Annotated in this window: 20 protein-coding genes; 9 read left to right on the plus strand and 11 right to left on the minus strand. The window is 63.9% G+C overall.

Annotated elements, in window-relative coordinates:
* Positions 1 to 70: 70 nt before the first annotated feature.
* The 6 genes from DQG18_RS02480 to DQG18_RS02505 form a co-directional block, all read right to left on the minus strand.
* Positions 71 to 841, minus strand: coding sequence for an L-iditol 2-dehydrogenase (locus DQG18_RS02480; protein ID WP_116652619.1), 771 nt, complete (start codon positions 839 to 841; stop codon positions 71 to 73).
* A complete protein-coding gene (locus tag DQG18_RS02485) occupies positions 828 to 1,841 on the minus strand; it encodes an ABC transporter ATP-binding protein (protein ID WP_116652620.1) in 1,014 nt (337 codons plus the stop codon). Before DQG18_RS02485 ends, DQG18_RS02480 begins: the two co-directional genes overlap by 14 nt.
* A gap of 9 nt (positions 1,842 to 1,850) precedes the next feature.
* On the minus strand, positions 1,851 to 2,681 hold the full coding sequence (locus tag DQG18_RS02490; RefSeq protein ID WP_116652621.1) for a carbohydrate ABC transporter permease: 831 nt from the start codon (positions 2,679 to 2,681) through the stop codon (positions 1,851 to 1,853).
* An 11-nt stretch (positions 2,682 to 2,692) separates the two neighbouring features.
* Complete coding sequence (locus tag DQG18_RS02495; protein ID WP_116652622.1) at positions 2,693 to 3,565, minus strand: carbohydrate ABC transporter permease; 873 nt, start codon at positions 3,563 to 3,565, stop codon at positions 2,693 to 2,695.
* 133 nt (positions 3,566 to 3,698) lie between these two features.
* Positions 3,699 to 5,012, minus strand: coding sequence for an ABC transporter substrate-binding protein (locus tag DQG18_RS02500; protein ID WP_116652623.1), 1,314 nt, complete (start codon positions 5,010 to 5,012; stop codon positions 3,699 to 3,701).
* Positions 5,013 to 5,146: 134 nt separating this feature from the next.
* A complete protein-coding gene (locus tag DQG18_RS02505) occupies positions 5,147 to 6,175 on the minus strand; it encodes a LacI family DNA-binding transcriptional regulator (RefSeq protein WP_116652624.1) in 1,029 nt (342 codons plus the stop codon).
* 202 nt (positions 6,176 to 6,377) lie between these two features.
* Between DQG18_RS02505 and DQG18_RS02510 the strand changes: the two genes are divergently transcribed.
* The 8 genes from DQG18_RS02510 to DQG18_RS02545 all read left to right on the plus strand — a co-directional run bounded on the left by DQG18_RS02510 (position 6,378) and on the right by DQG18_RS02545 (position 16,339).
* Positions 6,378 to 7,328: a sugar kinase gene (locus DQG18_RS02510; protein ID WP_116652625.1), complete on the plus strand. Its 951-nt coding sequence runs from the start codon at positions 6,378 to 6,380 to the stop codon at positions 7,326 to 7,328.
* A complete protein-coding gene (locus tag DQG18_RS02515) occupies positions 7,325 to 8,572 on the plus strand; it encodes a D-tagatose-bisphosphate aldolase, class II, non-catalytic subunit (RefSeq protein ID WP_116652626.1) in 1,248 nt (415 codons plus the stop codon). Before DQG18_RS02510 ends, DQG18_RS02515 begins: the two co-directional genes overlap by 4 nt.
* A gap of 264 nt (positions 8,573 to 8,836) precedes the next feature.
* On the plus strand, positions 8,837 to 9,823 hold the full coding sequence (locus tag DQG18_RS02520; RefSeq protein ID WP_116652627.1) for a MurR/RpiR family transcriptional regulator: 987 nt from the start codon (positions 8,837 to 8,839) through the stop codon (positions 9,821 to 9,823).
* On the plus strand, positions 9,820 to 10,809 hold the full coding sequence (locus tag DQG18_RS02525) for a TAXI family TRAP transporter solute-binding subunit (RefSeq protein ID WP_116652628.1): 990 nt from the start codon (positions 9,820 to 9,822) through the stop codon (positions 10,807 to 10,809). The genes DQG18_RS02520 and DQG18_RS02525 overlap by 4 nt, the downstream gene beginning before the upstream one ends.
* Before the next feature lie 108 nt (positions 10,810 to 10,917).
* Positions 10,918 to 13,689 carry a TRAP transporter permease gene (locus DQG18_RS02530; protein WP_116652629.1) on the plus strand — a complete coding sequence of 924 codons (2,772 nt, stop codon included), beginning with the start codon at positions 10,918 to 10,920 and terminating at the stop codon, positions 13,687 to 13,689.
* A gap of 16 nt (positions 13,690 to 13,705) precedes the next feature.
* On the plus strand, positions 13,706 to 14,143 hold the full coding sequence (locus DQG18_RS02535) for a universal stress protein (protein ID WP_116652630.1): 438 nt from the start codon (positions 13,706 to 13,708) through the stop codon (positions 14,141 to 14,143).
* A 40-nt stretch (positions 14,144 to 14,183) separates the two neighbouring features.
* Positions 14,184 to 15,521 carry an aspartate aminotransferase family protein gene (locus DQG18_RS02540; protein ID WP_116652631.1) on the plus strand — a complete coding sequence of 446 codons (1,338 nt, stop codon included), beginning with the start codon at positions 14,184 to 14,186 and terminating at the stop codon, positions 15,519 to 15,521.
* Entirely contained in the window at positions 15,518 to 16,339 is an 822-nt protein-coding gene (locus DQG18_RS02545) for a beta-keto acid cleavage family enzyme (RefSeq protein WP_116652632.1), read from the plus strand. Before DQG18_RS02540 ends, DQG18_RS02545 begins: the two co-directional genes overlap by 4 nt.
* 3 nt (positions 16,340 to 16,342) lie before the next feature.
* Here the strand turns inward: DQG18_RS02545 and DQG18_RS02550 are convergent, their stop codons facing one another.
* From DQG18_RS02550 to rhaS, 4 genes are all read right to left on the minus strand, one after another.
* Positions 16,343 to 17,353 (minus strand): ABC transporter permease, encoded by a 1,011-nt coding sequence (locus DQG18_RS02550; RefSeq protein WP_116652633.1) that lies wholly within the window; start codon positions 17,351 to 17,353, stop codon positions 16,343 to 16,345.
* Complete coding sequence (locus DQG18_RS02555; RefSeq protein ID WP_116652634.1) at positions 17,350 to 18,342, minus strand: ABC transporter permease; 993 nt, start codon at positions 18,340 to 18,342, stop codon at positions 17,350 to 17,352. Before DQG18_RS02555 ends, DQG18_RS02550 begins: the two co-directional genes overlap by 4 nt.
* Positions 18,339 to 19,841 carry a sugar ABC transporter ATP-binding protein gene (locus tag DQG18_RS02560; RefSeq protein WP_116652635.1) on the minus strand — a complete coding sequence of 501 codons (1,503 nt, stop codon included), beginning with the start codon at positions 19,839 to 19,841 and terminating at the stop codon, positions 18,339 to 18,341. Before DQG18_RS02560 ends, DQG18_RS02555 begins: the two co-directional genes overlap by 4 nt.
* 114 nt (positions 19,842 to 19,955) lie before the next feature.
* The gene (gene rhaS, locus DQG18_RS02565) at positions 19,956 to 20,951 is read right to left on the minus strand and encodes a rhamnose ABC transporter substrate-binding protein (protein ID WP_116652636.1); all 996 of its coding nucleotides are present in this window, start codon (positions 20,949 to 20,951) and stop codon (positions 19,956 to 19,958) included.
* Positions 20,952 to 21,278: 327 nt separating this feature from the next.
* Between rhaS and rhaM the strand changes: the two genes are divergently transcribed.
* Positions 21,279 to 21,596 carry an L-rhamnose mutarotase gene (gene rhaM, locus DQG18_RS02570; protein WP_425454206.1) on the plus strand — a complete coding sequence of 106 codons (318 nt, stop codon included), beginning with the start codon at positions 21,279 to 21,281 and terminating at the stop codon, positions 21,594 to 21,596.
* A gap of 26 nt (positions 21,597 to 21,622) precedes the next feature.
* Here rhaM and DQG18_RS02575 read toward each other — a convergent pair whose 3' ends face one another.
* Complete coding sequence (locus DQG18_RS02575; protein WP_157969967.1) at positions 21,623 to 22,633, minus strand: GntR family transcriptional regulator; 1,011 nt, start codon at positions 22,631 to 22,633, stop codon at positions 21,623 to 21,625.
* Positions 22,634 to 22,712 lie beyond the last annotated feature (79 nt).

Raw genomic sequence — 22,712 nt, forward strand, 5'->3', positions numbered from 1 at the left:
ACTCTTTTTGCAACTGGCTTGTGTGCCGCGGCAGGGCCGCCGCGGCCGGGATTTTGCGCCGCGTTGCGCGTCAGCTCATCCAGTTGCCGCCATCGACGTTGAGTGTCTGGGCGGTGACGTAGCGGGCTTCATCGGAGGCAAGAAAGATGCATGGCCCGGCGACTTCGCCGGGATCGCCCATGCGCCCGAGCGGGACCGCCTCGCCCACTTCGCGCTTTTTCTGGCCCAGCGGCTTGTTTTCGTACTCGGCGAATTTGGCGTCGACGATGTCCCACATCGGGGTGTCGATGACACCCGGGGCGATAGCGTTGACGCGGATATTGTCCCTTGCCAGTTCGAGCGCGAGCGACTGGGTGACCGAGATCACCGCCGCCTTGGTCGAGCAATAGATGGTGATGTTGGGTTCGCCCCGCCGACCCGCCTGGGAGGCGAAATTGACGATGGCGCCGCCGCCGCGCCGTTTCATCGCCGGCACCACCGCCTGGATGGCAAAGATCGTGCCCGCAACGTTGACATCGTACTGGCGGCGGTAGTCCTCGAAGGTGATCTTGTCGATCGAGGCCATGTTGAAGATCCCCGCATTGTTGACGAGGATATCGATGCCGCCGAAGGCTTTTTCCACTTCTCCAACGCCGCTGGCGATCGCCTCGGGGCTGGTGACATCCATGGTGACGGCCATGGCATTTGCGCCGAGGGCGGCAGCCGTTTCAGCGGCCTCCTGGGCGAGAAGGTCAGCCACGGCAACCCGTGCGCCCTCGGCGATGAAAGCCTCGCAAATCGCCCGGCCGATACCGCGCGCCCCGCCGGTGACCAGCGCGACCTTACCTTCAAGACGGCTCATTTTTACGCAATCCTTCACTGTCGAAACGATGGAGATATTGGGTGCGCGGGGTGAGATGGACCTCGGCGCCATATTTGAGGATCATCTCGCCGGGCGCGCGCACCGTTATGGGGGTGGGGGACACGGCGCACTGGACGTGAAAGAACGTGTCGGCCCCCAGATGTTCGGAGAGGCCGACGGTGCCTTTCCAAGAGCCCTGGCTCTCTGAAATCTCGATATGCTCGGGGCGGATACCGATCGTGTGGGCATCGTATTTCGCGGCCTCGGGCCCCTCGATTAAGTTCATCCTGGGTGAGCCGATGAAGCCCGCGACGAACAGGTTGCGCGGGCGCTGGTAAAGTTCGAGCGGGCTGCCTACCTGCTCGATGACCCCGGCCTGAAGGACGACGATCTTGTCGGCCATGGTCATGGCCTCGACCTGGTCGTGGGTGACGTAGATCATCGTCGTCCTGAGCCGCTTGTGCAGTTCGCTGATCTCGAGCCGCATGCCCACGCGCAGGGCGGCGTCGAGGTTGGAAAGCGGCTCGTCGAAAAGAAAGGCGGCGGGCTCGCGCACGATGGCGCGGCCGATCGCGACGCGCTGGCGCTGGCCGCCCGAGAGCTGGCCGGGGCGCCGGTCGAGATAGTCGCCAAGGTTCAGCACGCGTGCCGCCTCTTCGACACGGCGGTCCTGTTCGTTCTTGTCCAGCTTGGCCATGCGCAGGGGAAAGGCGATGTTCTTGCGCACGCTCATATGCGGGTAAAGGGCGTAGGACTGGAAGACCATGGCAAGGCCGCGCTTGGCGGGCGCGGTGCCCGTCGCGTCCTCGCCATCGATCAGCACCGCGCCGGACGTCACGTCCTCAAGCCCGGCGATGAGCCGCAAAAGGGTGGACTTGCCGCACCCCGAGGGGCCTACGAAGACCACGAACTCGCCCTCCTCGATCGAGAGGTCGAGCGGGCGGATCACCTCGACGGTGCCGAACGATTTGGAAACCTGTTTGAGCTCGATCTGTCCCATGCTCTTTTCCTATTTCACCGCGCCGAACGTCAGGCCGCGGACGAGTTGCTTCTGGCTGAACCAGCCCATGATGAGGATCGGTGCGATCGCCATGACCGATGCGGCGGACAATTTTGCATAAAACAGCCCCTCGGGGCTCGAATAACTGGCAATGAACGCGGTGAGCGGCGCGGCGCGGGCGGCGGTGAGGTTGAGGGTCCAGAACGCCTCGTTCCAGGCGAGGATGATGTTGAGCAGCACCGTGGAGGCGATGCCCGGAACGGCCATCGGCGTCAGGACGTACAGCACCTCATCGCGCAGGCTCGCCCCGTCCATGCGGGCCGCTTCGAGAATTTCGCCGGGGATTTCGCGGAAATAGGTGTAGAGCATCCAGATGATGATCGGCAGGTTCATCAGCATCAGGACGATCACCAGCCCAAGGTTGGTGTCGAGGATTCCAAGATCGCGGAAGATGAGGTAGATCGGGACCAGCACGCCCACCGGCGGCAGCATCTTGGTCGAGAGCATCCACATCAGGACGCCTCTGGTGCGCTTGGCGGGCACGAACGCCATGGACCAGGCCGCGGGGACGGCGATGAGCAGCCCCAGAAAGGTCGAGCCGACCGAGATCACCACCGAATTGGTGAAGTGCTTGAAATAGTCCGAACGGGCCTGCACCGCGCCATAGCTCTCGAGCGTCCAGCCCGAAGTCAGGATGGCGAGCGGGGAGCGGATCGCGTCGAACTCGGATTTGAACGACAGGATCACGATCCAGAGCACGGGAAAGAACATCACGAAACCGAGCAGGCCCGCGATGGCAGTGTTGAACGTCTTGCGGGAAGTCGAAACGGCGCGCGCCATGGTCTTTCTCCTCAAGCGTCCAGGTTCTTGCCGATCATGCGCATCAGGAAGATGGCGACGATATTGGCAAGGATGATTGCGATGACGCCCCCCGCGCTGCCCATGCCCACATCGTATTGCAGGAGCGAAGAGACGTAGATCAGATAGGTGAGATTGGTCGTTGCCGTCCCCGGACCGCCATTGGTCGTGACGAGAATCTCGGCAAAGATCGACAAAAGGAAAATCGTCTGGATGAGGATGACGACGGTGATCGCCCGCGCCAGATGGGGAAGGACGATGAAAGCGAAGCGCGATCCGAACCGCGCGCCGTCCATCTCGGCGGCTTCGAGCTGTTCCTGGTCGAGCGATTGCAGCGCGGTGAACAGAATGAGCGTTGCAAAGGGCAGCCATTGCCAGCTCACGATCAGGACGATCGAGAGCAGCGGGATCTGGCTGAAAAAGTCGATGGGCGGCAGTCCCAGTCCGTGGGCGATATGGCCGAAAAAGCCGTTCACCGGGTTCATGAACATGTTCTTCCACACCAGTGCCGAGACGGTGGGCATTACAAAGAATGGCGCGATGACCATGATGCGGATGACGCCCTGTCCCCACATGGGCTGGTCGAGCAGCAAGGCGAACCCGATCCCGCCCAGAACGGTGATCAGCAACACGCCGCCGACCAGCAGGAGCGTATTGATCATGGCGGCGTTAAAACTGGGATCGGTTACGAACCAGTGGTAGTTCTCCCAGCCCACGAACGGATGGTTGCCGGGGATGATGAGGTTGTAGCGCAGGAAGGAAAAGTAGAGCGTCATGCCCAACGGGATGAGCATCCAGCCCAGCAGCAGGATCACTGCGGGCGAGATCATCAGCCGCGCGGCGGATCGGGATGCTTTGGTTGCCATGCGCTCCTCCCCGGATGATGGCGGCAGTCTTCAGGATATGGTCCCCTCGGGGGGCGATCTCCAAAAGCCTGTAACGGATACTATAACAGGAAAAGCAGGCCGGCTCTTGCGAGCCGGCCCACCCCGGAGGAGGTCAGTCGATATAACCGGCCCGTGTCATTTCGCGCACGGCCATCTGCTGGCTCGCCGCAAGGGCCTCGTCGACCGTGGTCTGGCCCGCAAGGGCGGCCGCGATCTGTTGGCCCACGAAATTGCCGATGCCCTGGAACTCGGGGATCGCGACGAACTGAACGCCGGTATAAGGCACGGGGTTGAGCGTCGGATCGGCCGGGTTGGCGGCAAGGATCGAGTTGAGCACGGTGCCGGCGAAGGGCGCGGCTTCCTCATAGGCCGGGTTGGCGTAGGTCGAGGCGCGCGTGCCCGGAGGTGCGGCGACCCAGCCCTTGGTCTCGCCCACAAGTTCCACGTAGTCCTTGCTGGTCGCCCAGGCGAGGAACTCCTTGGCCGCGTCGACCTTCTGGGAGCTCGAGGGAACGGCGAGCGCCCAGGCCCAGAACCAGCCCGTACCCTTGTCGGTTACCTGCCTGGGGGCCTGGAAGAAGCCGGTCACGTCGGCAACCGAGCTTTCGTCGGGGTTGTAGATATAGCCTGCAGCCGATGTCGCATCGATCCAGGTGGCGCACCTGCCGTCCGCGAACAGCGCGCGGTTTTCGTTGTGCCCGTTCGAGGACGCGCCCGGAGGCCCGTATGCGTTCATCAGGTCCACATAGTAGGTGATGGCGGCGTGCCATTCGGGGCTGTCGATGGTGGGGTTCCAGTCCATGTCGAACCACTGGCCGCCGAAGGCGTTGACCATCGGGCCGACAAACGCCATGTTCTCGCCCCAGCCCGCCTTGCCGCGCTGGCAGGTGCCGAAGACGTCGTTGTCGGGATCGTGCACGGCAGCGACGATCTCGGCGAACTCGTCATAGGTGATCTGCTCGGTCGGCGCTTCGATGCCGGCCGCCTCGAACAGATCGGTGCGATAGAAGGTAAACGAGCTTTCGGCATAAAAGGGCACGGCATAAAGCGAGCCGTCGACCGAAAGTCCGTTGCGGACAGGCTCGAGAATGTCCTCGTAGTCGTAATCGTCTCCGAAATCGTCGAGGCTGTTGAGCCAGCCCTGCGCCCCCCAGATCGGGGCTTCGTAGGCACCGATGGTCACGATGTCGAACGAGCCGCCATTGGTGGCGATGTCGGTCGTCACGCGCTGGCGCAGGACGTTTTCTTCAAGAACGACCCAGTTGAGGGTGTGGCCGGTTTCGGCCGTGAACCGGTCGGACAGCTCCTGCATGATGATCATGTCGGAATTGTTGACCGTTGCAATGGTCAGTTCCTCGGCCGAAGCGCCTGCTGCGGCTACGAGGGCCAGGGCAGACGCCGCCAGCAAAGTGGTCTTGAGTCTCATCCGTATCCTCCCTTGCGTACTGGATGTACCGGCGGAGAGGTTAACGGCATAGATGCCCTGGCGTCAATAATTTTCTTTACGCGCGTAAATTTAAATCTCCGGTGCAACGGCGGGTGGAAGCGTCGGCGCTCCGGTCAGGCCGACGCGCGCATGACCAGCCTGCTCTCGAACAGCTTGGTTTCGCGTTCGGCGTTCTTGCTGTCGGTTTCGATGAGGCGGAACAGGGTCTCGACGCTGTATTCGGTGATTGCCGCGTAGTCCTGGGCGATGGTGGTGAGCGATGGGGAGGTGAATTTGGAAAAAGGGTGGTCGTCATGCCCGGCGATCCGCAGGGCAAAGCCCGGCCCGCGCCCCACGCGCATTCCCTTTTCATAGGCGGCCGCCAGAAGGCCGATGGCGAGGCGGTCGTTCGAGCACAGGATGGTGTCGGTGGGCAGCCTGCCATCGGAAATGACCTTCTTGCCCTCCGAATAGCCCACCTCCTCGAAGCCCCAGCCCTGGGCCTCGACGTGGATGACATGGGCCTTGTGCCCCAGCGCTTCCATGGTCCGGATATAGGCGTGGCGGCGCGTGTTGGCGTTGGGGTTGACCGGAGGCATCTCGAAAAAACACGGGGGTTCGCCGGTCCGGCACAGATATTCGACGATCAGCCCGATGGAATGAAAGTTGTTGGAGCCCACGAAGGCTTTGCCCACCCCTTCGAGATTGCTGTCGAACAGGACCGTGGGCACGTCGTGGCAGAATTTTTCCACCGCCCGGCGATCCGATGCGCGCCCTAGCGGGGCTAGCAGCACCCCGGCGGGCTTGAGCGAGAGCAGGCTGTCGAGGATGTCGATCTCGAGTTGGGTTTCCCCGTGCGAGCTGAACAGGATCGGCCAGAAGCCGGCTGCGATGCAGCGGCGCTCGATGTGGCGTGCCATCTCGGCAAAGAACGGGTCGGCGAGATAGGGCACGACCACGCCGATGCTTTTCGAGGTGCGCCGGTTCTGGTTTATGGCGTAGATGTTGGGGCGGTAATTGTGCTCTTCGAGCGCCTTTTCGATCCTGTCCCTCGTGCTTTTGCGCACGCTTGCCGGATCGTTGAAGTATTTCGAGACCGTCGGGCGCGAGATTCCGCTGATGGCGGCAAATTCCTCCATGTTGCGGATTTTTGAGTCCTGCATGTTTTTTTCACTCGTCCTGTCTGCGCCAGCTTGCCACTGTTCCTCTTTGCCCGGTGGGCCGCAAAAAGCCAACCATAACAGACCCGGACGTAAAGTTAAATTTTATCGCGCGTAAAATTTCGATTGACTTGAGCGGGGGCCGATGGCACCGCTTTAACTTGTTGGGCAGGGCTGGAGCGTCAGTTCAATATCAGGGTGGGCCATGAAGAACATCGTCGTCATTGGAGAGGTTCTGGCCGAAATCCTGGCGGATGCGCCCGGCATGGGTTTTCTCGAACCGATCGCGCTCACCGGCCCCTTTCCCTCGGGCGCGCCGGCCATCTTTGCCGATCAGGCCGCCCGGATGGGACATGCCAGCGCCGTCATATCGGCGGTCGGGGATGACGATTTCGGTCGCCAGGCGCTCGAACGCCTGTCCCGGGACGGGGTCGACGTCTCGGGCGTTGCCATCGCCCCCGGCCATCCCACCGCCACCGCATTCGTGCGCTACCGGACCGATGGCGCGCGCGATTTCATCTTCAATATCCGGCACAGCGCCTGCGGCCTTCCCCCCGACAAGGCAAAGGCGCAGCCGGTTCTGGACCGGGCCGGGCACCTTCACGTGATGGGCTCGTCCCTTTCGAGTCCCGACCTCATTGCCTTCAACCTCGCCGCAGCCCGCGCCGTCAAGGCGCGCGGAGGCACGGTGTCGTTCGACCCCAATCTGCGCAAGGAAATGCTCGCCAGCCCCGGCATCGGCGAGGCGATGGAGGCGGTTCTCGGGCTTGCCGATCTGTTCCTGCCTTCAGGGGACGAGCTTTTCCTTTTCACCCGCGCCAAAAAGCCCCGGCAGGCGGTGGACGAACTGTTCGGGCGCGGGGTTTGTGCCATCGTCCACAAGCTAGGAGCGGAGGGCGTCCGCCATTACGACCGCGAGGGCAGCCAGTTCGTCCCGGCCTTCGACGTCGAGGAAATTGATCCCACGGGGGCGGGGGACTGTTTCGGAGCGGCCTTTACCGTCCTGTGGCTGCAAGGCGCGCCGACGCGCGAGGCGCTGATCATGGCCGCCGCCGCCGGGGCCATTGCCGTTGGAAAAAGAGGGCCGATGGAAGGCACGTCGAGCCGTTCCGACCTCAGGGCCTTCCTTGCCGCGCGAGGAATGGAAAACCCATGAACCACCCGCTGATCGAAATGGCCGCGCAATTCCATGCCGGGCGTCCGGGGGGCATCACCTCGGTCTGTTCGGCCCATCCCATGGTCATCGAGGCGGCCCTGCTGCTGGCCCAGGAAACGGGGAGGGTCGCGCTGATCGAGGCGACCTGCAACCAGGTGAACCAGGAGGGCGGCTATACCGGCATGACGCCCACCCGTTTCCGCGCATTCGTCGAGGAGATCGCGGCCCGAATCGGATTTCCGTCCGACCGGATCATATTGGGGGGGGACCATCTGGGCCCCAACCCCTGGAAGCATCTCGATGCCGAGACGGCGATGGCAAAAGCCGAAGCGATGATCGCAGCCTATAGCGCGGCGGGTTTTTCAAAGCTTCATCTCGATACCTCGATGGGCTGCGCCGGTGAGTCCCTCGCTCTCGATGACGAGACGACGGCGGCGCGCGCCGCCCGCCTGGCGCTGGTTGCGGAAGCCCATAGCGGCGCGGACGCCCCGGTCTATGTGATCGGCACCGAGGTTCCGGTGCCCGGCGGCGCGCTCGAGGCGCTGGATACGGTAGCGGTCACCGCGCCCCAGGCGGTGGCGCGTACCCACGCCGTTCATCGCGAGGCATTCGCCGCGGCGGGCGCAAGCGAAGCGTTTGCGCGGGTCATTGCGCTCGTCGTGCAGCCGGGGGTCGAATTCGGTCATGCCGACGTCATCCGGTTCGATCCCGGCAAGGCCCGCGACCTTTCGGCGGCGCTCGCGTTTCTGCCCGGCATCGTGTTTGAAGCCCATTCGACCGATTATCAGACGGAGGCGGCGCTCGAAGCGCTGGTGCGCGCCGGGTTCTCGATCCTCAAGGTCGGCCCGTGGCTGACGTTCCGGATGCGCGAAGCGCTCTACGGGCTCGATGCCGTCGCCGATGCGCTCGATGGCCATCCGCCCCGCAATCGCCTCATGACGGCGATGGAGCGGCTGATGGAGGCTTCGCCGGATCATTGGAACCGCCATTATCACGGCGACGCGAAAAGCCTCTGGGTCCAGCGCCATTTCAGCTATTCCGACCGCATCCGCTATTATTGGTCCGAACGGCAGGCAATCGCGGCCGTCGCCCATCTGATGAACCGGCTCGAAGGCATCGACATCCCCGCCCCGCTGCTCGATCAGTATCTGCCCGGTCTTCCCGCACATGGAAGTGCGCGTGCCCTCCTGATTGCCGCGATCCAGGGCGTCCTTGCGCACTACGCGTGTGCCACGGCGCAATAAAACGTTTCCAGAACCAAGCGGGCACCGCCTTTCGGTTCGAACCCGAAGGACCGCGCAAGCGAAACGCGATGGATCAAAGACCTGGAGCCTCTGTTTTGACCCCGCTGAAACGGAAGCTTCAGGCGCACGCACGCGCCGGACCCATCCGTGAATGCCAGTGATCTCCGCGGAAACCGCGCAGGATTCCGACCCGATTTGTGAACCATTCAAACCATATTGACAAAATGGAACATTCGGTTCACTTGTTGCGAGGGAGGAAATTCAGTGCCGGACAACGCGCCGCTCAGGCAGAAACTGCTTGCTCTTTATGAGGACCTGCCCGCCCGGTTGCAGGCCGGTGCCCATTGGGTCATCGAGCACCCCAACGAGGTTGCGCTGCTTTCGATGCGCGACCAGGCAAAGCGCGCCGGCGTGCCCCCCACCACCATGACCCGGCTGGCAAAGCGTCTCGGCTTTGAAGGCTACGACGACATGCGCGCGCTCTATGCCGAGCAGCTTTTGCGCAGCACGGGCGGCTTTGCCGAAAAGGCAGGCGAACTGAGGGAGCGGCGGCGGGTCCGTGGCGAGGATGCGCTTTCAGCCGAACTCATCGACGCAGCGGCGGCCCGCGTGGCAGCGCTGGGAGAAAGGGAGGGGCTCGTCCAACTGGCCGAGGCGGCCCGGCTGATGGTCGCGGCGCGGCGCATTTTCATTGTCGGCCAGCGCGCAGGGTTTTCGGTCGCCTATCAGCTTGCCTATGTCTGCTCGCTGGCTGGGTGCGATGCGCGCCTGCTCGACCATCCCGGCGGCATCGGGCTCGATCCTCTCCGGGATGCCGGGAAAGGCGATGTGGTCGTCACCATAAGCGTCCACCCCTATGCCCGCGCCACCGCCGATATTGCCGCCTATGCCATCGAACGCGACATCGAGATCATCGCGATTACCGACAGCGTCGTCTCGCCGCTGGCCCGCAACGCGGATGTGGCCGTCATCATCGGCGCGGAAAGTCCCTCGTTCTTCCATACGATGAGCGCCGCCTTCGTTGCCGCGGAAGCCATCGCCGCGCTCGTTGCGGCGGGGGGCGGGGAAAGGGCGGGACAGGCGCTGGCCCGCAGCGAAGCCCAGTTCGCCGCGCTCGACACCTATCTTTTGCCGCGCTCCATCCGTCCTCCGGGGGAGCGGGCGCGGCGAAAACCCCCTGAGACCAGGGATACCGAGGAGCCCGGCGGCTCCACACAACCAGAATCACAAATCACCAAAGGGAGAAGATGATGATCATCGATATCAAATCCACGGCGAAGAGGGCTGCGGTTCTCGCGGCGGCATCGGGAGCGCTTTTCGCGTTTGCCGCGCCCGTCATGGCCCAGCAGCAATTCGTTACCATCGGCACCGGCGGCGTCACCGGGGTCTATTATCCGGCGGGCGGGGCGATCTGCCTCAACGTCAACCGCACGCGCGCCGATCATGGCATCCGCTGCTCGGCGGAATCCACGGGCGGCTCGGTCTTCAACCTCAACTCCATTCGCGAGGGCGAGCTCAATATCGGGGTCGTGCAGTCGGACGTGCAGTACAACGCCGTCCACGGGCTCGACCAGTTCGCCGATGTCGGGCCCTATGACGGCCTGCGCGCTCTCTTTTCGCTCCACCCCGAACCCTTCACGGTCGTTGCGCGCCCCGATGCGGGCGTCGTCAATTTCGAGGATCTCGAGGGCAAGCGCGTCAATATCGGCAATCCCGGCTCCGGGCAGCGCAACACGATGGAACTGCTGATGGACGAATATGGCTGGACCACCGACAGCTTCACCCTTGCCGCCGAGTTGCCCTCGCGCGAACAGGCCCAGTCGCTGTGCGACAACCGCTTCGATGCGTTCGTCTTCACCGTGGGGCACCCTTCGGGGTCTATTTCGGAACCGGTGGCGACCTGCGATGCGGTGCTCGTCAACGTCACCGGCGACATCGTGGACAGGCTCGTCGATGAGAACGACTATTACTTCTCGGCCACCATCCCGGCGGGTATGTATAACAATGACGAGGACGTGACGACCTTCGGCGTGGGCGCCACAGTCGTCTCCTCGGTCGATACGCCCGACGACGTGGTCTATGAAGTGGTCAAGGCCGTGTTCGAGAATTTCGAGGACTTCAAGGCCCTCCACCCCGCCTTTACCGTGCTCGAACCCGAGACCATGATCTCCATGGGCAATTCGGCCCCGCTCCATCCGGGTGCCGTCCGCTATTACGAGGAAGCGGGCCTGATGTAATCGGGTCATGGGGCACGCGCCGGGGATGGTCCTGTCCCCGGCGCGTGGCCGCGTTGTCGAACGAAGGGCTAAAAAAGCCCGAGAACGCGATGAGAGGGAGGAGCAGGCATGAGCACGAGCGGTGAAGCCGGCACGGTGGGCGACCGGGATAACCCCGAAGATCTGGTCGCGATCGCCGATACGGGCGCCCGCGCGCCGCACGGGTGGGCGGGCCGGGTTCTGTTCGGTGTGGCTCTGGCGTGGTCGCTGTTTCAGCTCTGGTATGCCTCTCCGCTCCCCTTCGTCTTCAATTTTCTCATTTTCAACGATACCCAGGCGCGCGCCATCCATTTGGCTTTTGCCCTGTTTCTGGCCTATACGGCTTTCCCCGGCGTCATAAGGCGCACCGCCACCCTGCCGGTCTTTGCCGGAATCCTGGCGATCGCAACGGCGGGTTTTGCGTTCTATGGGGTAAGCCTTGTGCTTGCCGGGAACGATCAGTGGTCGGCCTTTGCCGCCATGACCGTTGCCACAGGGCTCGCTGCTTACGCCGCATGGCGCCCCGCCCCGCTCGACAAGGTGCCATCGGTCGATTGGGTTCTGGCGGCGCTCGCCGCCTTTTCCGCCGCCTATCTTTATATCTTCTATTACGATCTGGCCCGCCGTCCGGGCGCGCCGATCCTTTTCGATCTGGTCGTTGCGGGTGTGGGGCTCGTGCTGCTGCTCGAAGCCACGCGCCGGGCGCTGGGGCCGGCGCTGCTGTTCATTGCGCTGGCATTCCTCTTCTATACCTTTGCCGGGCCTTACATGCCGGATATGATCGCCCATCGCGGCGCCTCGTTCCAGCGCGCCATGAGCCAGCAATGGCTGACCGCGGAGGGCGTGTTCGGCATCGCCATCGGGGTTTCGACCGCCTTTGTCTTCCTGTTCGTCCTGTTTGGGGCGCTGCTCGACCGGGCGGGGGCGGGCAATTACTTCATCAAGGTCGCCTTTGCGCTGCTCGGGCACATGCGCGGCGGACCGGCCAAGGCGTCGGTCGTTGCCTCGGCCATGTCGGGGCTCATCTCGGGGTCCTCGATCGCCAATGTCGTCACCACCGGCACCTTCACCATTCCGCTGATGAAACGCGTCGGCTTCTCGTCGGAAAAGGCGGGGGCCGTGGAAGTGGCCGGATCGACCAATGGCCAGATCATGCCTCCCGTCATGGGGGCCGCGGCGTTCCTCATGGTCGAATATGTGGGCATCCCCTATATCGAGGTCATCAAGCACGCGTTTCTGCCCGCTCTTCTGGCCTATGTGGGGCTCTTTTATCTCGTGCATCTGGAATCGCTCAAGGAAGGGCTCGAGGGCCTACCCCGGCGCACCCAGCGCCCGTGGTTCTGGAGCATTTTCAGCTTCGGCATCACGGTTTCCAGCCTCGTCATCCTCGCGGCGGCGGTCTATTACGGGGTGGGCTGGACGCGCACGGTCTTCGGCCCCGCCGCGACATGGATCGTGGGGGCGGGTGTTCTCGTCGCCTATCTGGGGCTGCTGTGGCTTTCGGCCAGGGAGCCCGAGCTTGCGCTCGATGACCCCAACGATCCGGTGCTGGTTTTGCCCGAAGTGGGCACAACGGTGCGCAGCGGGCTGCATTTCCTGCTGCCGGTGGTCGTCCTTTTGTGGGCGCTGATCGTCGAGCGGCTCTCGCCGGGGCTTTCGGCCTTTTATGGCGTCGCCTTCATGATGTTCATCCTCGTCACCCAGCGCCCCATTTTGAGCCTCATGCGCCGCCACGCCGATATCGCCGCGGCGACGCGGCAGGGCTTTGTCGAGCTTGTCGAAGGGCTGGCGGCGGGTGCACGCAACATGGTGGGCATCGGGGTCGCCACCGCCGCCGCCGGCATCATCGTGGGGACCGTGGCCCAGACCGGCATCGGCGGGGTTCTGGTCGAACTCGTCGAGCATATTTCCGGTGGCAACCTTGTACTGATGCTGGTGATGACGGCGATTTTCTGCATCGTCCTCGGTCTGGGGCTGCCCACCACGGCCAACTATATCATCGTTGCGACCCTGATGGCGCCGGTGGTCGTCGAACTGGGCAGCCAGCAGGGCCTCGTGGTGCCGTTGATCGCGGTCCACCTGTTCGTCTTTTATTTCGGGCTGATGGCCGATGCGACCCCGCCTGTCGGCCTTGCCGCCTATGCGGCGGCGGCCATCTCGCGCGGCGACCCCATCAAGACCGGGTTCAAGTCGATCACTTACGATATCCGCACGATCATCCTGCCCTTCATTTTCGTCTTCAATACCGAACTGCTGCTGATCGGGGTCGGCGATTTCGTATCCTTCCTCACGGTCCTCGTTGCGGGGCTGGCGGCGATGTTGACCTTTGCGGCGGGCACGCAGGGCTATTTCGTCACCCGGTCCCGGCTTTACGAGTCCGTGTTGCTGGTGCTGATCGCCTTCACCATCTTCCGTCCTAATTTCTGGATCGATCTGGCCGTTCCGCCCTATGACCCGCGCCCGGCGACCGAGTTGATGGAAATCGTCGCGCAGAAGCCCGAGAACGATTTCATCCGCCTCGGGATCGAGGGCATGGACATGCGCGGCAACGACATCTCCAAGGTCGTGATGCTCAATCTCGGGCCCGAAGCCCCGCCGATGGAGCGCCTGCGCTACGCCGGGCTCGACGTCATGGAGATGGGCGACAGCGTCCAGATCATGGGCGTCGAGTTTTCGAGCGAAGCGGAACGCTATGGCGTCAATTTCGGCATGGAGATCACCCGGGTGCTGACCCCCAACGCCAATCGTCCGCCCCGGGAGATCGTCTATGTCCCGGCGCTGGCGCTTCTGGGGGGCATCTATCTGCTGCAGCGCCGCCGCCGGGACAAGCAGCGGGCCGCCGGCAAACCGGCAGAGGCCTGAAAGGAGGGCACCCCAAGTGTTCAAGGACATCCTGCTCACCGTCGATCTTGCCAATCTCGACGATGAGATGCGGGCGGTGGAGTTCGCCGTCCAGTACGCGCGGACCTTCGGTTCGACCCTTCATATCCTGACCGTCGTGCCCGATTTCGGGCTCTCGATCGTCGGCGGTTTTTTCCCGCCCGATCACGAAAAGACGTCGGTGGCCAAGGCCAACGCCCAGCTTCGGGCCTTTACCGACAAGGCCATTCCCGCCGACATCCGCCATCGCCACATCGTCGATCACGGGGTGATCTACCGGATCATCCTGCACTATGCGCGCGAAACAGGGTGCGATCTGGTCGTCATGTCCTCGGGGCGCAAGGTCGATCTCGACGACTATCTGCTCGGCCCCAACGCCGCGCGGGTCGTGCGGCACGCCAAATGCTCGGTGCTCGTGGTGCGTGCCGAGGACTGAGCGCCTGCCCCCCAATATCTTCCCTGCGGAGTTCCGTGAGATGAAATCGCGTTATGTCTTTCCCCGCCACACCAAGGCCGATCTGCCGATGGCCGTCGGCGGGGAGGGCGCCTGGCTCATAGATGCGGACGGCAAGCGCTATCTCGATGCCAGTGGGGGGGCGGCGGTTTCGTGCCTCGGGCATTCCGACCCCGACGTCATCGCGGCCATCAAGGCGCAGGCCGATACGCTCGCCTATGCCCATACCGCCTTTTTCACCAGCCCTCCCGCCGAGGCGCTGGCCGAGAAGCTGGTGAGCCTTGCCCCCGAGGGGATCGAGCGGGTCTATTACGTCTCGGGGGGCTCCGAGGCCGTGGAATCGGCGATCAAGCTGGCGCGCCAGTATTTCCTCGAAATCGGCCAGAAGGAGCGCCGCAACGTCATTGCGCGCTGGCAGAGCTATCACGGCAACACCATCGGGGCGTTGTCGGCGGGGGGCAATCGCTGGCGGCGCGCGCAGTTCTCGCCCTATATGGTCGAGGCCATGCATCATGTCTCGCCCTGCCATGCCTGGCGCGACAAGCGCGAGGGGGAGAGCGACGCCGCTTACGGCGACAGGCTGGCGGCCGAGCTTGAAGCAAAGATCATCGAACTGGGCCCCGATACGGTCGCAGCGTTCATTGCCGAGCCGGTGGTGGGTGCGACCATGGGCGCGGTTCCGCCCGTCGAGGGTTATTTCAAGAAGATCAAGGCGGTATGCGAGCGCCACGGGGTGCTGTTGATTCTCGATGAAGTGATGTGCGGCATGGGCCGCACCGGTACCATGTTCGCCTGCGAGCAGGATGGTATCGCTCCGGACATGATCGCCATCGCCAAGGGGCTCGGCGCGGGCTACCAGCCTATCGGCGCGCTGCTGGTTGCAGGCCGGATCTACGACGCCATAGAGGCCGGGACGGGTTTTTTCCAGCACGGCCACACCTATATCGGCCATCCGATGGCCACCGCGGCGGCGCTGGCGGTGGTTGAAAAAATATCGCGGCCCGAAATGTTGGCCCAGGTGCGCGCGCGCGGCGCCCAGCTCAGGGAAGGGCTCGAGGCCCGGTTCGGCCAGCATCCTCATGTGGGCGACATCAGGGGGAGGGGGCTGTTCGTCGGTCTTGAACTCGTCGAGGACCGCCAGACCAAGGCCCCGTTCGCGCCGGAAAAAAAGCTAGCGGCCCGCATCAAGGCGGAGGGTATGGCGCGCGGTCTTGCCTGCTACCCCATGAGCGGCACGATCGATGGCGCGCGCGGTGATCACATCCTTCTTGCGCCGCCCTTTATCGTCACCCCCGAAGAGATCGCCACGATCATCGATCTTCTCGATCAAAGCCTCGCGGCGGCTCTCGCACAGCCATGACCGCGCCTGCCCTTGTGATGGTTGCCCCCAACGGAGCCCGGCGGAGCAAGGCCGATCATCCGGCATTGCCCGTGACGATCGAGGAAGTCGCCACGGCAGCGGCGCGATGCCGGGAGGCGGGGGCCGATGCCGTCCACGCGCATCTGCGCGACGCAAAGGGCGTCCATAGCCTCGATGCGGACGGCTATCGCGATCTCATCGCCGCCATCCGTCGCGAGGCGGGCCGGGAGATGGTCGTCCAGATCACGACCGAAGCGGTGGGGCGGTTTACCCCGGCCGAGCAGCGCGCCGTTGTCGATGCCGTCCATCCCGACGCGGCCTCGGTCGCCCTTGCCGAAATGGTGCCCGATGCCGCCCATGAAGCGCAAGCGGCCGACTTTTATGCCCGATGTGCGGCCCGCGATATCGCGATCCAGCACATTCTTTACGCGCCCCATGACGTCGAGCGCCTTTCCGGTTTCGTCCAGCGCGGGATCGTTCCCGACAAGGGGCTTTCGGTCCTTTTTGTCCTCGGGCGCTATACGGATGGGCAGCAGAGCGATCCCGCCGATCTTATGGGGTTCCTCGATGCGGCGCGGGTACTGGCGCCGACGGTCATGGTCTGCGCCTTCGGGCGGGGGGAAATCCCGGCGCTGGCCGCCGCGCTTGCGCTGGGCGGTCACGCCCGCGCCGGTTTTGAAAATTCGCTGACCGGCCCCGATGGTGCGCTCTGGCCCGACAACACGCACCCGGTCGCCGCCGTCGCGGGCATCGCGTCGACCCTGGCGCGTGCCCGCCCCAGCCGCGCCGAAGCGCTGGGGATTCTCGGTCTGGGCTGACGTTTATTTCGCGCCGCTCGTTTGCTGCCGAAGCTTTCCTGCAACGATGGGCAGGGCGATGACGGTTATCAGCATCAGGCCGATGAAGATCGACATGACGATCCCCGGCACGTTGAGAAGACCCAGCCCGAAGGTCACCAGCCCCATGATGAAGGCGGCGATGACCACCCCGGCGATGCTGCCCGATCCCCCCAGGATCGCGACCCCGCCCAAAACCACCATGGTCACGATCTCGAGCTCCCAGCCCGAGGCGATCGAGGGGCGGGTGGAGCCGAGCCGGGCCGTGAGCAGTATGGCGGCGATTCCGGACATCAGGCCCGTGAGCAGGAACAGCATGAATTTGATGCGCGCGACGCGGATGCCTGAAAACTGCGCGGCGACGGGATTGTTGCCGATGGCAAACACGGTGCGCCCGAAATTGGTGCGATGAAGAAGGACGTAGAATAGCCCTGCCAAAACGAGGAACAGCACCAGCTCGAACGAGATCACCCACCACACATAGCCCTGTCCGAACCATGCGAAATCGGACGGGTAGCCCCGGAAGGCCTGATCGCCCAGCACGAGATAGGAGATGCCCCGGAAAAGGCTCATGGTGCCGATGGTGACGACGATCGAGGGCAGGCCGAAGCCGGCGACCAGCGCCCCGTTGAACGCGCCGCAGGCCAGCCCGACAAACAGGCCGATCGCTACAAGCGTCGGTGTGTCCACTCCGAACTGGAGGGCAAAGCCCATGGCGGTCGAGGCCAGCGCGATGATCGAGGCGACGGAAAGATCGATTTCGCCCGAAATGATGACCATGGCCATGGCCAGCGCGATGATGGCCTTTTCGGTGAAGTTGAAGGTCGCGTCCGACAGACTCCAGGGGTTGAGGAAATAGGGCGAGGCGAAGCTGTTGGCGATGAAGATCGCCACCGCCACGACGATTAGCAGCGCCTCCCAGCTTTTGAGCGCCGAGCGGAACGGGCTTTCGAGCCGGTCGGGAATGGTGCGCGGTGTCTGGGGGACCTCGTTCATGCGCGGGCCTCCGCTTCGGCTTTCTTCAGGATGATGCGGCCGCGCTTGCGCTCGTTGCGGGCGTTGAAGATCACCGCGATGACGATTACCGCGCCCGAGATGGCCATCTGGGCGAAGGGCGAGACGTTGATGACCGGCAGGGCGTTGTTGACGACGCCCAGGAACAACGCGCCGAGGACCGCTCCTGCCACGGTGCCGATGCCCCCGGCGATGGATACCCCGCCGATGACGCAGGCGGCGATGATCGAAAGCTCGAACCCGCCGGCGATGTCCACATAGGCAACCGCGTAGCGCGCCACCCACAGATAGCCCGCCAGCCCCGAGACCATCCCGGCGATGGTAAAGGCGAAAAAGCGCGTCCGGCCCACGTCGATGCCGGTATAGACCGAGGCGGTGGGGTTGACGCCGACCGCGTAAAAGGCGCGGCCAAGCGGGGTGCGCCCCATCAGCAACGCAAAGAGCCCGATGACCGCCACGGTAATCCAGGTGGACACGGGAAGCTCGAGAAAGACGTTGCGCGGCAGGGCCTTGAAGCTGTCGCTCATCTGGTGGGCGTTGATCCACTGGCCACCGGCGAGAAGAAAGATCGCGCCGCGGAAGATGGTCATCGTGCCCAGCGTCACGACGATCGAGGGCATGTCGAGCTTCCAGACCAGAAGCCCGTTGGCCGCCCCAAGTGCCGCCCCTAGCCCCATGCCCGCTACGATCAGCAGGGGAATGGGAATATCGGGAAAGGCGGCGTTGAGCATGGCGACGACCATGCCGCACAGCGCCAGGTTGGCGGCCATCGAAAGGTCGATACAGCGGGTGAGGATGACCAGCATCTGGCCCAGCGCCAGCATGGCGAGGATGGCGGTGTCGTCGAAAACGCGAATGAGGTTGCGCGGCAGGATGAAGGCGGGAAAGCGCAGGGCAATGAGCGCCACGAGCACCACGATGGCGAAAACGAGGATCAGTTCGCGGTGCCGCAAAAGGGTGCCCGGTTTCATGCGGCCTCCTCGACGATTCCCGCAGCGGCGCGCACGAGGGTTTCGGCATCGAGTTCGGTGCGGCTGAATTCGCCCGCCATCCGCCCCTCGCGCATGACGATGACGCGGTCGGACATGCCCATGATCTCGGGCAATTCGGACGAGACCATGATCACGCTCAGCCCCTCGGCGGCCAGTTCGCTCATGAAGGCGTGGACGGCGGCCTTGGAGCCGATATCGATACCCTTGGTGGGTTCATCGAGAATGATGACCCGCGGGCGCGTGGCCAGCCACTTGCCGATCACCACCTTTTGCTGGTTGCCGCCCGAAAGCGTGCCCACGTCCTGATCGAGCGCGGCGGCCCTGAGATCGAGTCGCCCGGCATATTTGCGGGCCAGCGCCAGCTCTTCGGCCAGCCGCAGAAAGCCGGCGCGCGAGGTGGTCCTGAGCGAAGGGAGCGAAATGTTCTGGAAAATGGGTAGCCCGATCACCGCGCCCTGGCGTCCCCGTTCCTCGGGCACATAGACGATGCCCATATCGACCGCATGGGCGGGGTCTCTGGCAAGGGCGGGCCTGCCATCGAGGGTGACGGTTCCGGCGCTGGGGCGGGTAATACCGAACAGTGCCTGCATGATCTCGGTCCGCCCCGCTCCCACAAGGCCGTAAAAGCCCAGGATCTCGCCGCGCCGCAGCGAAAAAGAAATGTCCTCGAACTCGGTGGGATGTGAGAGTCCGCTGACGTTCAGCACTAACGCGCCGGGGGTGATGTCGAGCTTGGGAAAGACGTGTTCCACGGAACGGCCCACCATCAGGCGCACGAGATCGGCTTCGTTGGTTTCTTTCATCAGCCCCGCGCCGACCATCTCGCCGTCGCGGAACACCGTATAGCGGTCGGCGACCCGGAAAATCTCGTCGAATTTGTGCGAGATGAACAGGATCGCCTTGCCGTCCTTTTTCAAAAGGTCGATGAGGACGAACAACTCCTCGATCTCCTTGTGCGAGAGCGCGGCGGTGGGCTCGTCCATGATGACGATGCGCGCTTCGATCGAGAGCGCGCGGGCGACCGCGACGAGATGCTTGTTGGCGATGGAGAGGTCCTTGAGGCGCGTTTGAGGCGATATGGGCGCGCCCATGGACGACAGGATGTCCTGGGCCTCGGCGCGCAGTTTGCGCCAGTCGATAAGGCCAAGCCTTGTGCGCGGGGCATGGCCGAGAAAGATGTTTTCGGCCACCGACAACTCGTCGAACAGTACGGTTTCCTGATGGATGGCGGTGATGCCGTGCTCGAAGGCGGCGAGGGCGGTGGGCAGCGATATCGGGGTGCCGTCGATGCGGATTTCGCCCGCGTCGGGCTGATAGATGCCGGTCAGGATCTTGACGAGGGTGGATTTTCCGGCGCCGTTTTCGCCCACGAGCGCGGTCACCTCCCCGGGATAAAGATCGAGCGCGATGTCGTTGAGTGCCCGCACGCCGGGGAAACTCTTGGATACGCCGCTGAGGGAAAGGCAGGGCTGGGTCATCTGGGCTTTGTGGAAATGGGCTATGCGCAAGGATGATAGCCGCACCCCGCGTCCTTTCAAAGACGCGCGGTGCGACCGGCCCGGCATCTGGGACGCCGGGCCGGGCAGGAGCGATCAGAAGATGTTCTTGAACTCGTCGATATTGCTCGCATCGTAGGTGAACGGTTCGGACATCGCCGCCTCGCCGTTCTCCCCGATGGTGACTTCGCCTACGCGGCCGATCGGGATGGTGTCGCCTTCGTTGGCGGTCGCAGCGCCGGTGGCGAGCTCATAGGCGATATAGGTCGCCGAATAGCCCAGGTCGATCGGGTTCCAGATCGCAAAGGACTCGCTGGCGCCCGAGGCGATGTGGCCGGCCATCTCCGAGGGCAGAGCAAGGCCGGTGACGTTGATCTCGCCGATCTTGCCTGCATCGGTCACGGCTTGCGCGGCGGCGACGATGCCGACCGTCGTCGGGGCGATGATGGCATCGAGATCGGGATAGCTCTGGATCAGGCCTTGTGCCTCGCGATAGGACTTGTCGGAGAGATCGTCCCCATAAACGACGGTGACCAGATCGATGCCCGGATAATCGGGCAGCACCTTGCGGGCTTCCTCGATCCAGATGTTCTGGTTGGTGGCGGTTGCCGTCGCCGAAAGAATGGCGACCTGGCCGCCATCGGGCAGATGGTCGGCGGCAAGGCGAATGATGGTGCTGCCGATCAGTTCGTTGGATGAGGGGTTCAGGTGCATGGCGCGCCCTTCGGGGGCAACGCCCGAATCCCAGGAGATGACGGTGATGCCGCGTTCCATGGCGCGCTGCAGCGCCGGGACAACGGCGTCCGGGTCGTTGGCGGAAATGGCAATGGCGTCGACCTGCTGGGCGATCAGGCTGTTGATGACCTCGATCTGGGCCTCGGCAGTGGGTTCGGTCGGGCCGGTATAGATGATCTCGACGTCCCCCAGTTCCTCGGCGGCTTCCTGCGCGCCGGCATTGGCGGCCTCGAAAAAGCCGTTGCCGAGCGACTTGACCAGCAGCGCGATGCGCGTCTGGGCCTGGGCCGGAGCGGCCAGGGCAAACATTGCGGCGGTCAGCGCGGTGGTGACAGCCAGGTTCTTGATCAGGCTCATAGTGACAATCCTCCCCGGATTTACTGGTTAATTCCTTTTCCGCCCTCTTTGCGGTGGATGAGTGCTCCCCATGGCTCGCTTTGAGGCAAAACACCTTCCCGGACCCGCGCAGGGCCGGGCTTTCGCCGTCAGCAGCGCAGGGCGCGGCGGCGGTTTCACGCCAAAAGCGTTCGCGTTTGCATGAGCACTCCTCCCTGAGCATGGTTCCTACCAATTTCGATCATTGTCAATCAGATTCTGCCGCAACAATGCGCGTTTATGATTGTATATGATCGAGTTTGCCTTTTTCATGGGCGCGGGACGGCAATCATCACTGGAGTGACAATCATGAACGAGCGGATCGCGTTTCGCATGCGGCTCAACCCGGGGCAGGCATCGGAATATAAACGCCGCCATGACGAGATATGGCCTGAACTGGTGGAAACGCTGCGCGGGGCGGGGGTGTCCGATTACAGCATCTGGCTCGACCCCGAGACCAACTGTCTTTTTGCAACGCTTATAAGGACCAGCGATCACACGATGGGGCGATTGCCCGGCACCGAAATCGTCAAGCGATGGTGGGGGGCGATGGCCGATATCATGGAGACCCATGAGGACAATTCACCCATGGAGTGCGAACTGGTCCCTGTCTTTCATATGGCGTGAACGGGACCCAAGGCGCGGAACAACGCCTACCGGACGAGGGTGAGGAACGAGATGTCCTCGGCGTTGAAGGCCCCCTTGATCAGTTCGACGCGAGCGACGGCGCGGTCGCGCGAGACCTTGAGATGCCGTTCGAGGCTGTCGGCGGCGGCCCGGGGGCGGCCGAGTGCGAGAAGATCGAGGATTTCGCGGTGCTCGGGCAGGAAGGGCTCGGAGCTGAAGAGCTGCGGGGTCCAGCGGTAAAGGAAGTGATGGGCGACCAGCAGCGACTGGTGCTGGACGATGGCGCGCATCAGGGTGTCCTGACGGCAATGGCTGAGCACCTGCACGTGTAGCTGGTCTTCGAGCGTATCGAGCACCTCGCCGCCAATCTCGTGCGCGTGGGCGATGGCGCGGTCGAGCGCGGCGCTCATGGTGGCGAGCAGGCTTTCGGGCAGGTTGGGCGCCGCCTTCATGAGCGCCGCCGGTTCGAGCAGCCAGCGCATTTCATAGACCTCGCCAATATGATCGGGGGTGAGCGCGGGGGCGAGCCAGCGCCCGGCATCGTCCTTGCGCACGATGCCCCGCTGCTGGAGGCGCCCCATGACATCGCGGACCACGGTGCGGCTGACTCCGTAATGACGGGCCATGGCGACCTCGTTGACCCGCCAGCTTCCGAACGAAATGCGTGCGATGATCTCGCTTTCGACCTCGGCGTGGATGCGCTCCCAGCTCGCGCCGGCGTTGAGCGTCACCGGGCCTGCCGGCGCCGACCGGACGGCGGGCTTTGTCTTGTGGGCGCCCGAGACGATATAGCCGCGCCCCTCCGCCTTTGTGACAAGACCTCCGGCTTCGAGTTCCGAAAGCGCCTGCCGGGTGGGTGCGCGCGAGATGCCGAATTCGGCGGCAAGCTGGGATTCCTGGAGCCGCGTGCCCGCCGCCAGCGTGCCGTCGGCGATGCGGGCGGCGATGATGTCGTAAACCTGTGCGTAAAGCCGGGGCGCCGGTCCTACGGGCTGCTGTTCCTGCCGGGCGTTCCCGCCCGCCTGCCGTGCCACCATCGTGTGCCTTACCCCTTTGTGCCGCTGCCAAGGATAAAGCCTTGCCTGCGTCGGAGCAATATTGGGGGCTTGCGGGGAC

The sequence above is a fragment of the Pelagibacterium sediminicola genome, assembly GCF_003390885.1.
Taxonomy (GTDB): Bacteria; Pseudomonadota; Alphaproteobacteria; order Rhizobiales; family Devosiaceae; genus Pelagibacterium; species Pelagibacterium sediminicola.

What these genes read in the sequence shown, in the direction of transcription:
- DQG18_RS02480 (WP_116652619.1), bottom strand. Translation starts at nt 841, where the DNA reads ATGAGCCGTCTTGAAGGTAAGGTCGCGCTGGTCACCGGCGGGGCGCGC.
- DQG18_RS02485 (WP_116652620.1), bottom strand. Translation starts at nt 1,841, where the DNA reads ATGGGACAGATCGAGCTCAAACAGGTTTCCAAATCGTTCGGCACCGTC.
- DQG18_RS02490 (WP_116652621.1), bottom strand. Translation starts at nt 2,681, where the DNA reads ATGGCGCGCGCCGTTTCGACTTCCCGCAAGACGTTCAACACTGCCATC.
- DQG18_RS02495 (WP_116652622.1), bottom strand. Translation starts at nt 3,565, where the DNA reads ATGGCAACCAAAGCATCCCGATCCGCCGCGCGGCTGATGATCTCGCCC.
- DQG18_RS02500 (WP_116652623.1), bottom strand. Translation starts at nt 5,012, where the DNA reads ATGAGACTCAAGACCACTTTGCTGGCGGCGTCTGCCCTGGCCCTCGTA.
- DQG18_RS02505 (WP_116652624.1), bottom strand. Translation starts at nt 6,175, where the DNA reads ATGCAGGACTCAAAAATCCGCAACATGGAGGAATTTGCCGCCATCAGC.
- DQG18_RS02510 (WP_116652625.1), top strand. Translation starts at nt 6,378, where the DNA reads ATGAAGAACATCGTCGTCATTGGAGAGGTTCTGGCCGAAATCCTGGCG.
- DQG18_RS02515 (WP_116652626.1), top strand. Translation starts at nt 7,325, where the DNA reads ATGAACCACCCGCTGATCGAAATGGCCGCGCAATTCCATGCCGGGCGT.
- DQG18_RS02525 (WP_116652628.1), top strand. Translation starts at nt 9,820, where the DNA reads ATGATGATCATCGATATCAAATCCACGGCGAAGAGGGCTGCGGTTCTC.
- DQG18_RS02530 (WP_116652629.1), top strand. Translation starts at nt 10,918, where the DNA reads ATGAGCACGAGCGGTGAAGCCGGCACGGTGGGCGACCGGGATAACCCC.
- DQG18_RS02540 (WP_116652631.1), top strand. Translation starts at nt 14,184, where the DNA reads ATGAAATCGCGTTATGTCTTTCCCCGCCACACCAAGGCCGATCTGCCG.
- DQG18_RS02545 (WP_116652632.1), top strand. Translation starts at nt 15,518, where the DNA reads ATGACCGCGCCTGCCCTTGTGATGGTTGCCCCCAACGGAGCCCGGCGG.
- DQG18_RS02550 (WP_116652633.1), bottom strand. Translation starts at nt 17,353, where the DNA reads ATGAACGAGGTCCCCCAGACACCGCGCACCATTCCCGACCGGCTCGAA.
- DQG18_RS02555 (WP_116652634.1), bottom strand. Translation starts at nt 18,342, where the DNA reads ATGAAACCGGGCACCCTTTTGCGGCACCGCGAACTGATCCTCGTTTTC.
- DQG18_RS02560 (WP_116652635.1), bottom strand. Translation starts at nt 19,841, where the DNA reads ATGACCCAGCCCTGCCTTTCCCTCAGCGGCGTATCCAAGAGTTTCCCC.
- rhaS (WP_116652636.1), bottom strand. Translation starts at nt 20,951, where the DNA reads ATGAGCCTGATCAAGAACCTGGCTGTCACCACCGCGCTGACCGCCGCA.
- rhaM (WP_425454206.1), top strand. Translation starts at nt 21,279, where the DNA reads ATGAACGAGCGGATCGCGTTTCGCATGCGGCTCAACCCGGGGCAGGCA.
- DQG18_RS02575 (WP_157969967.1), bottom strand. Translation starts at nt 22,633, where the DNA reads ATGGTGGCACGGCAGGCGGGCGGGAACGCCCGGCAGGAACAGCAGCCC.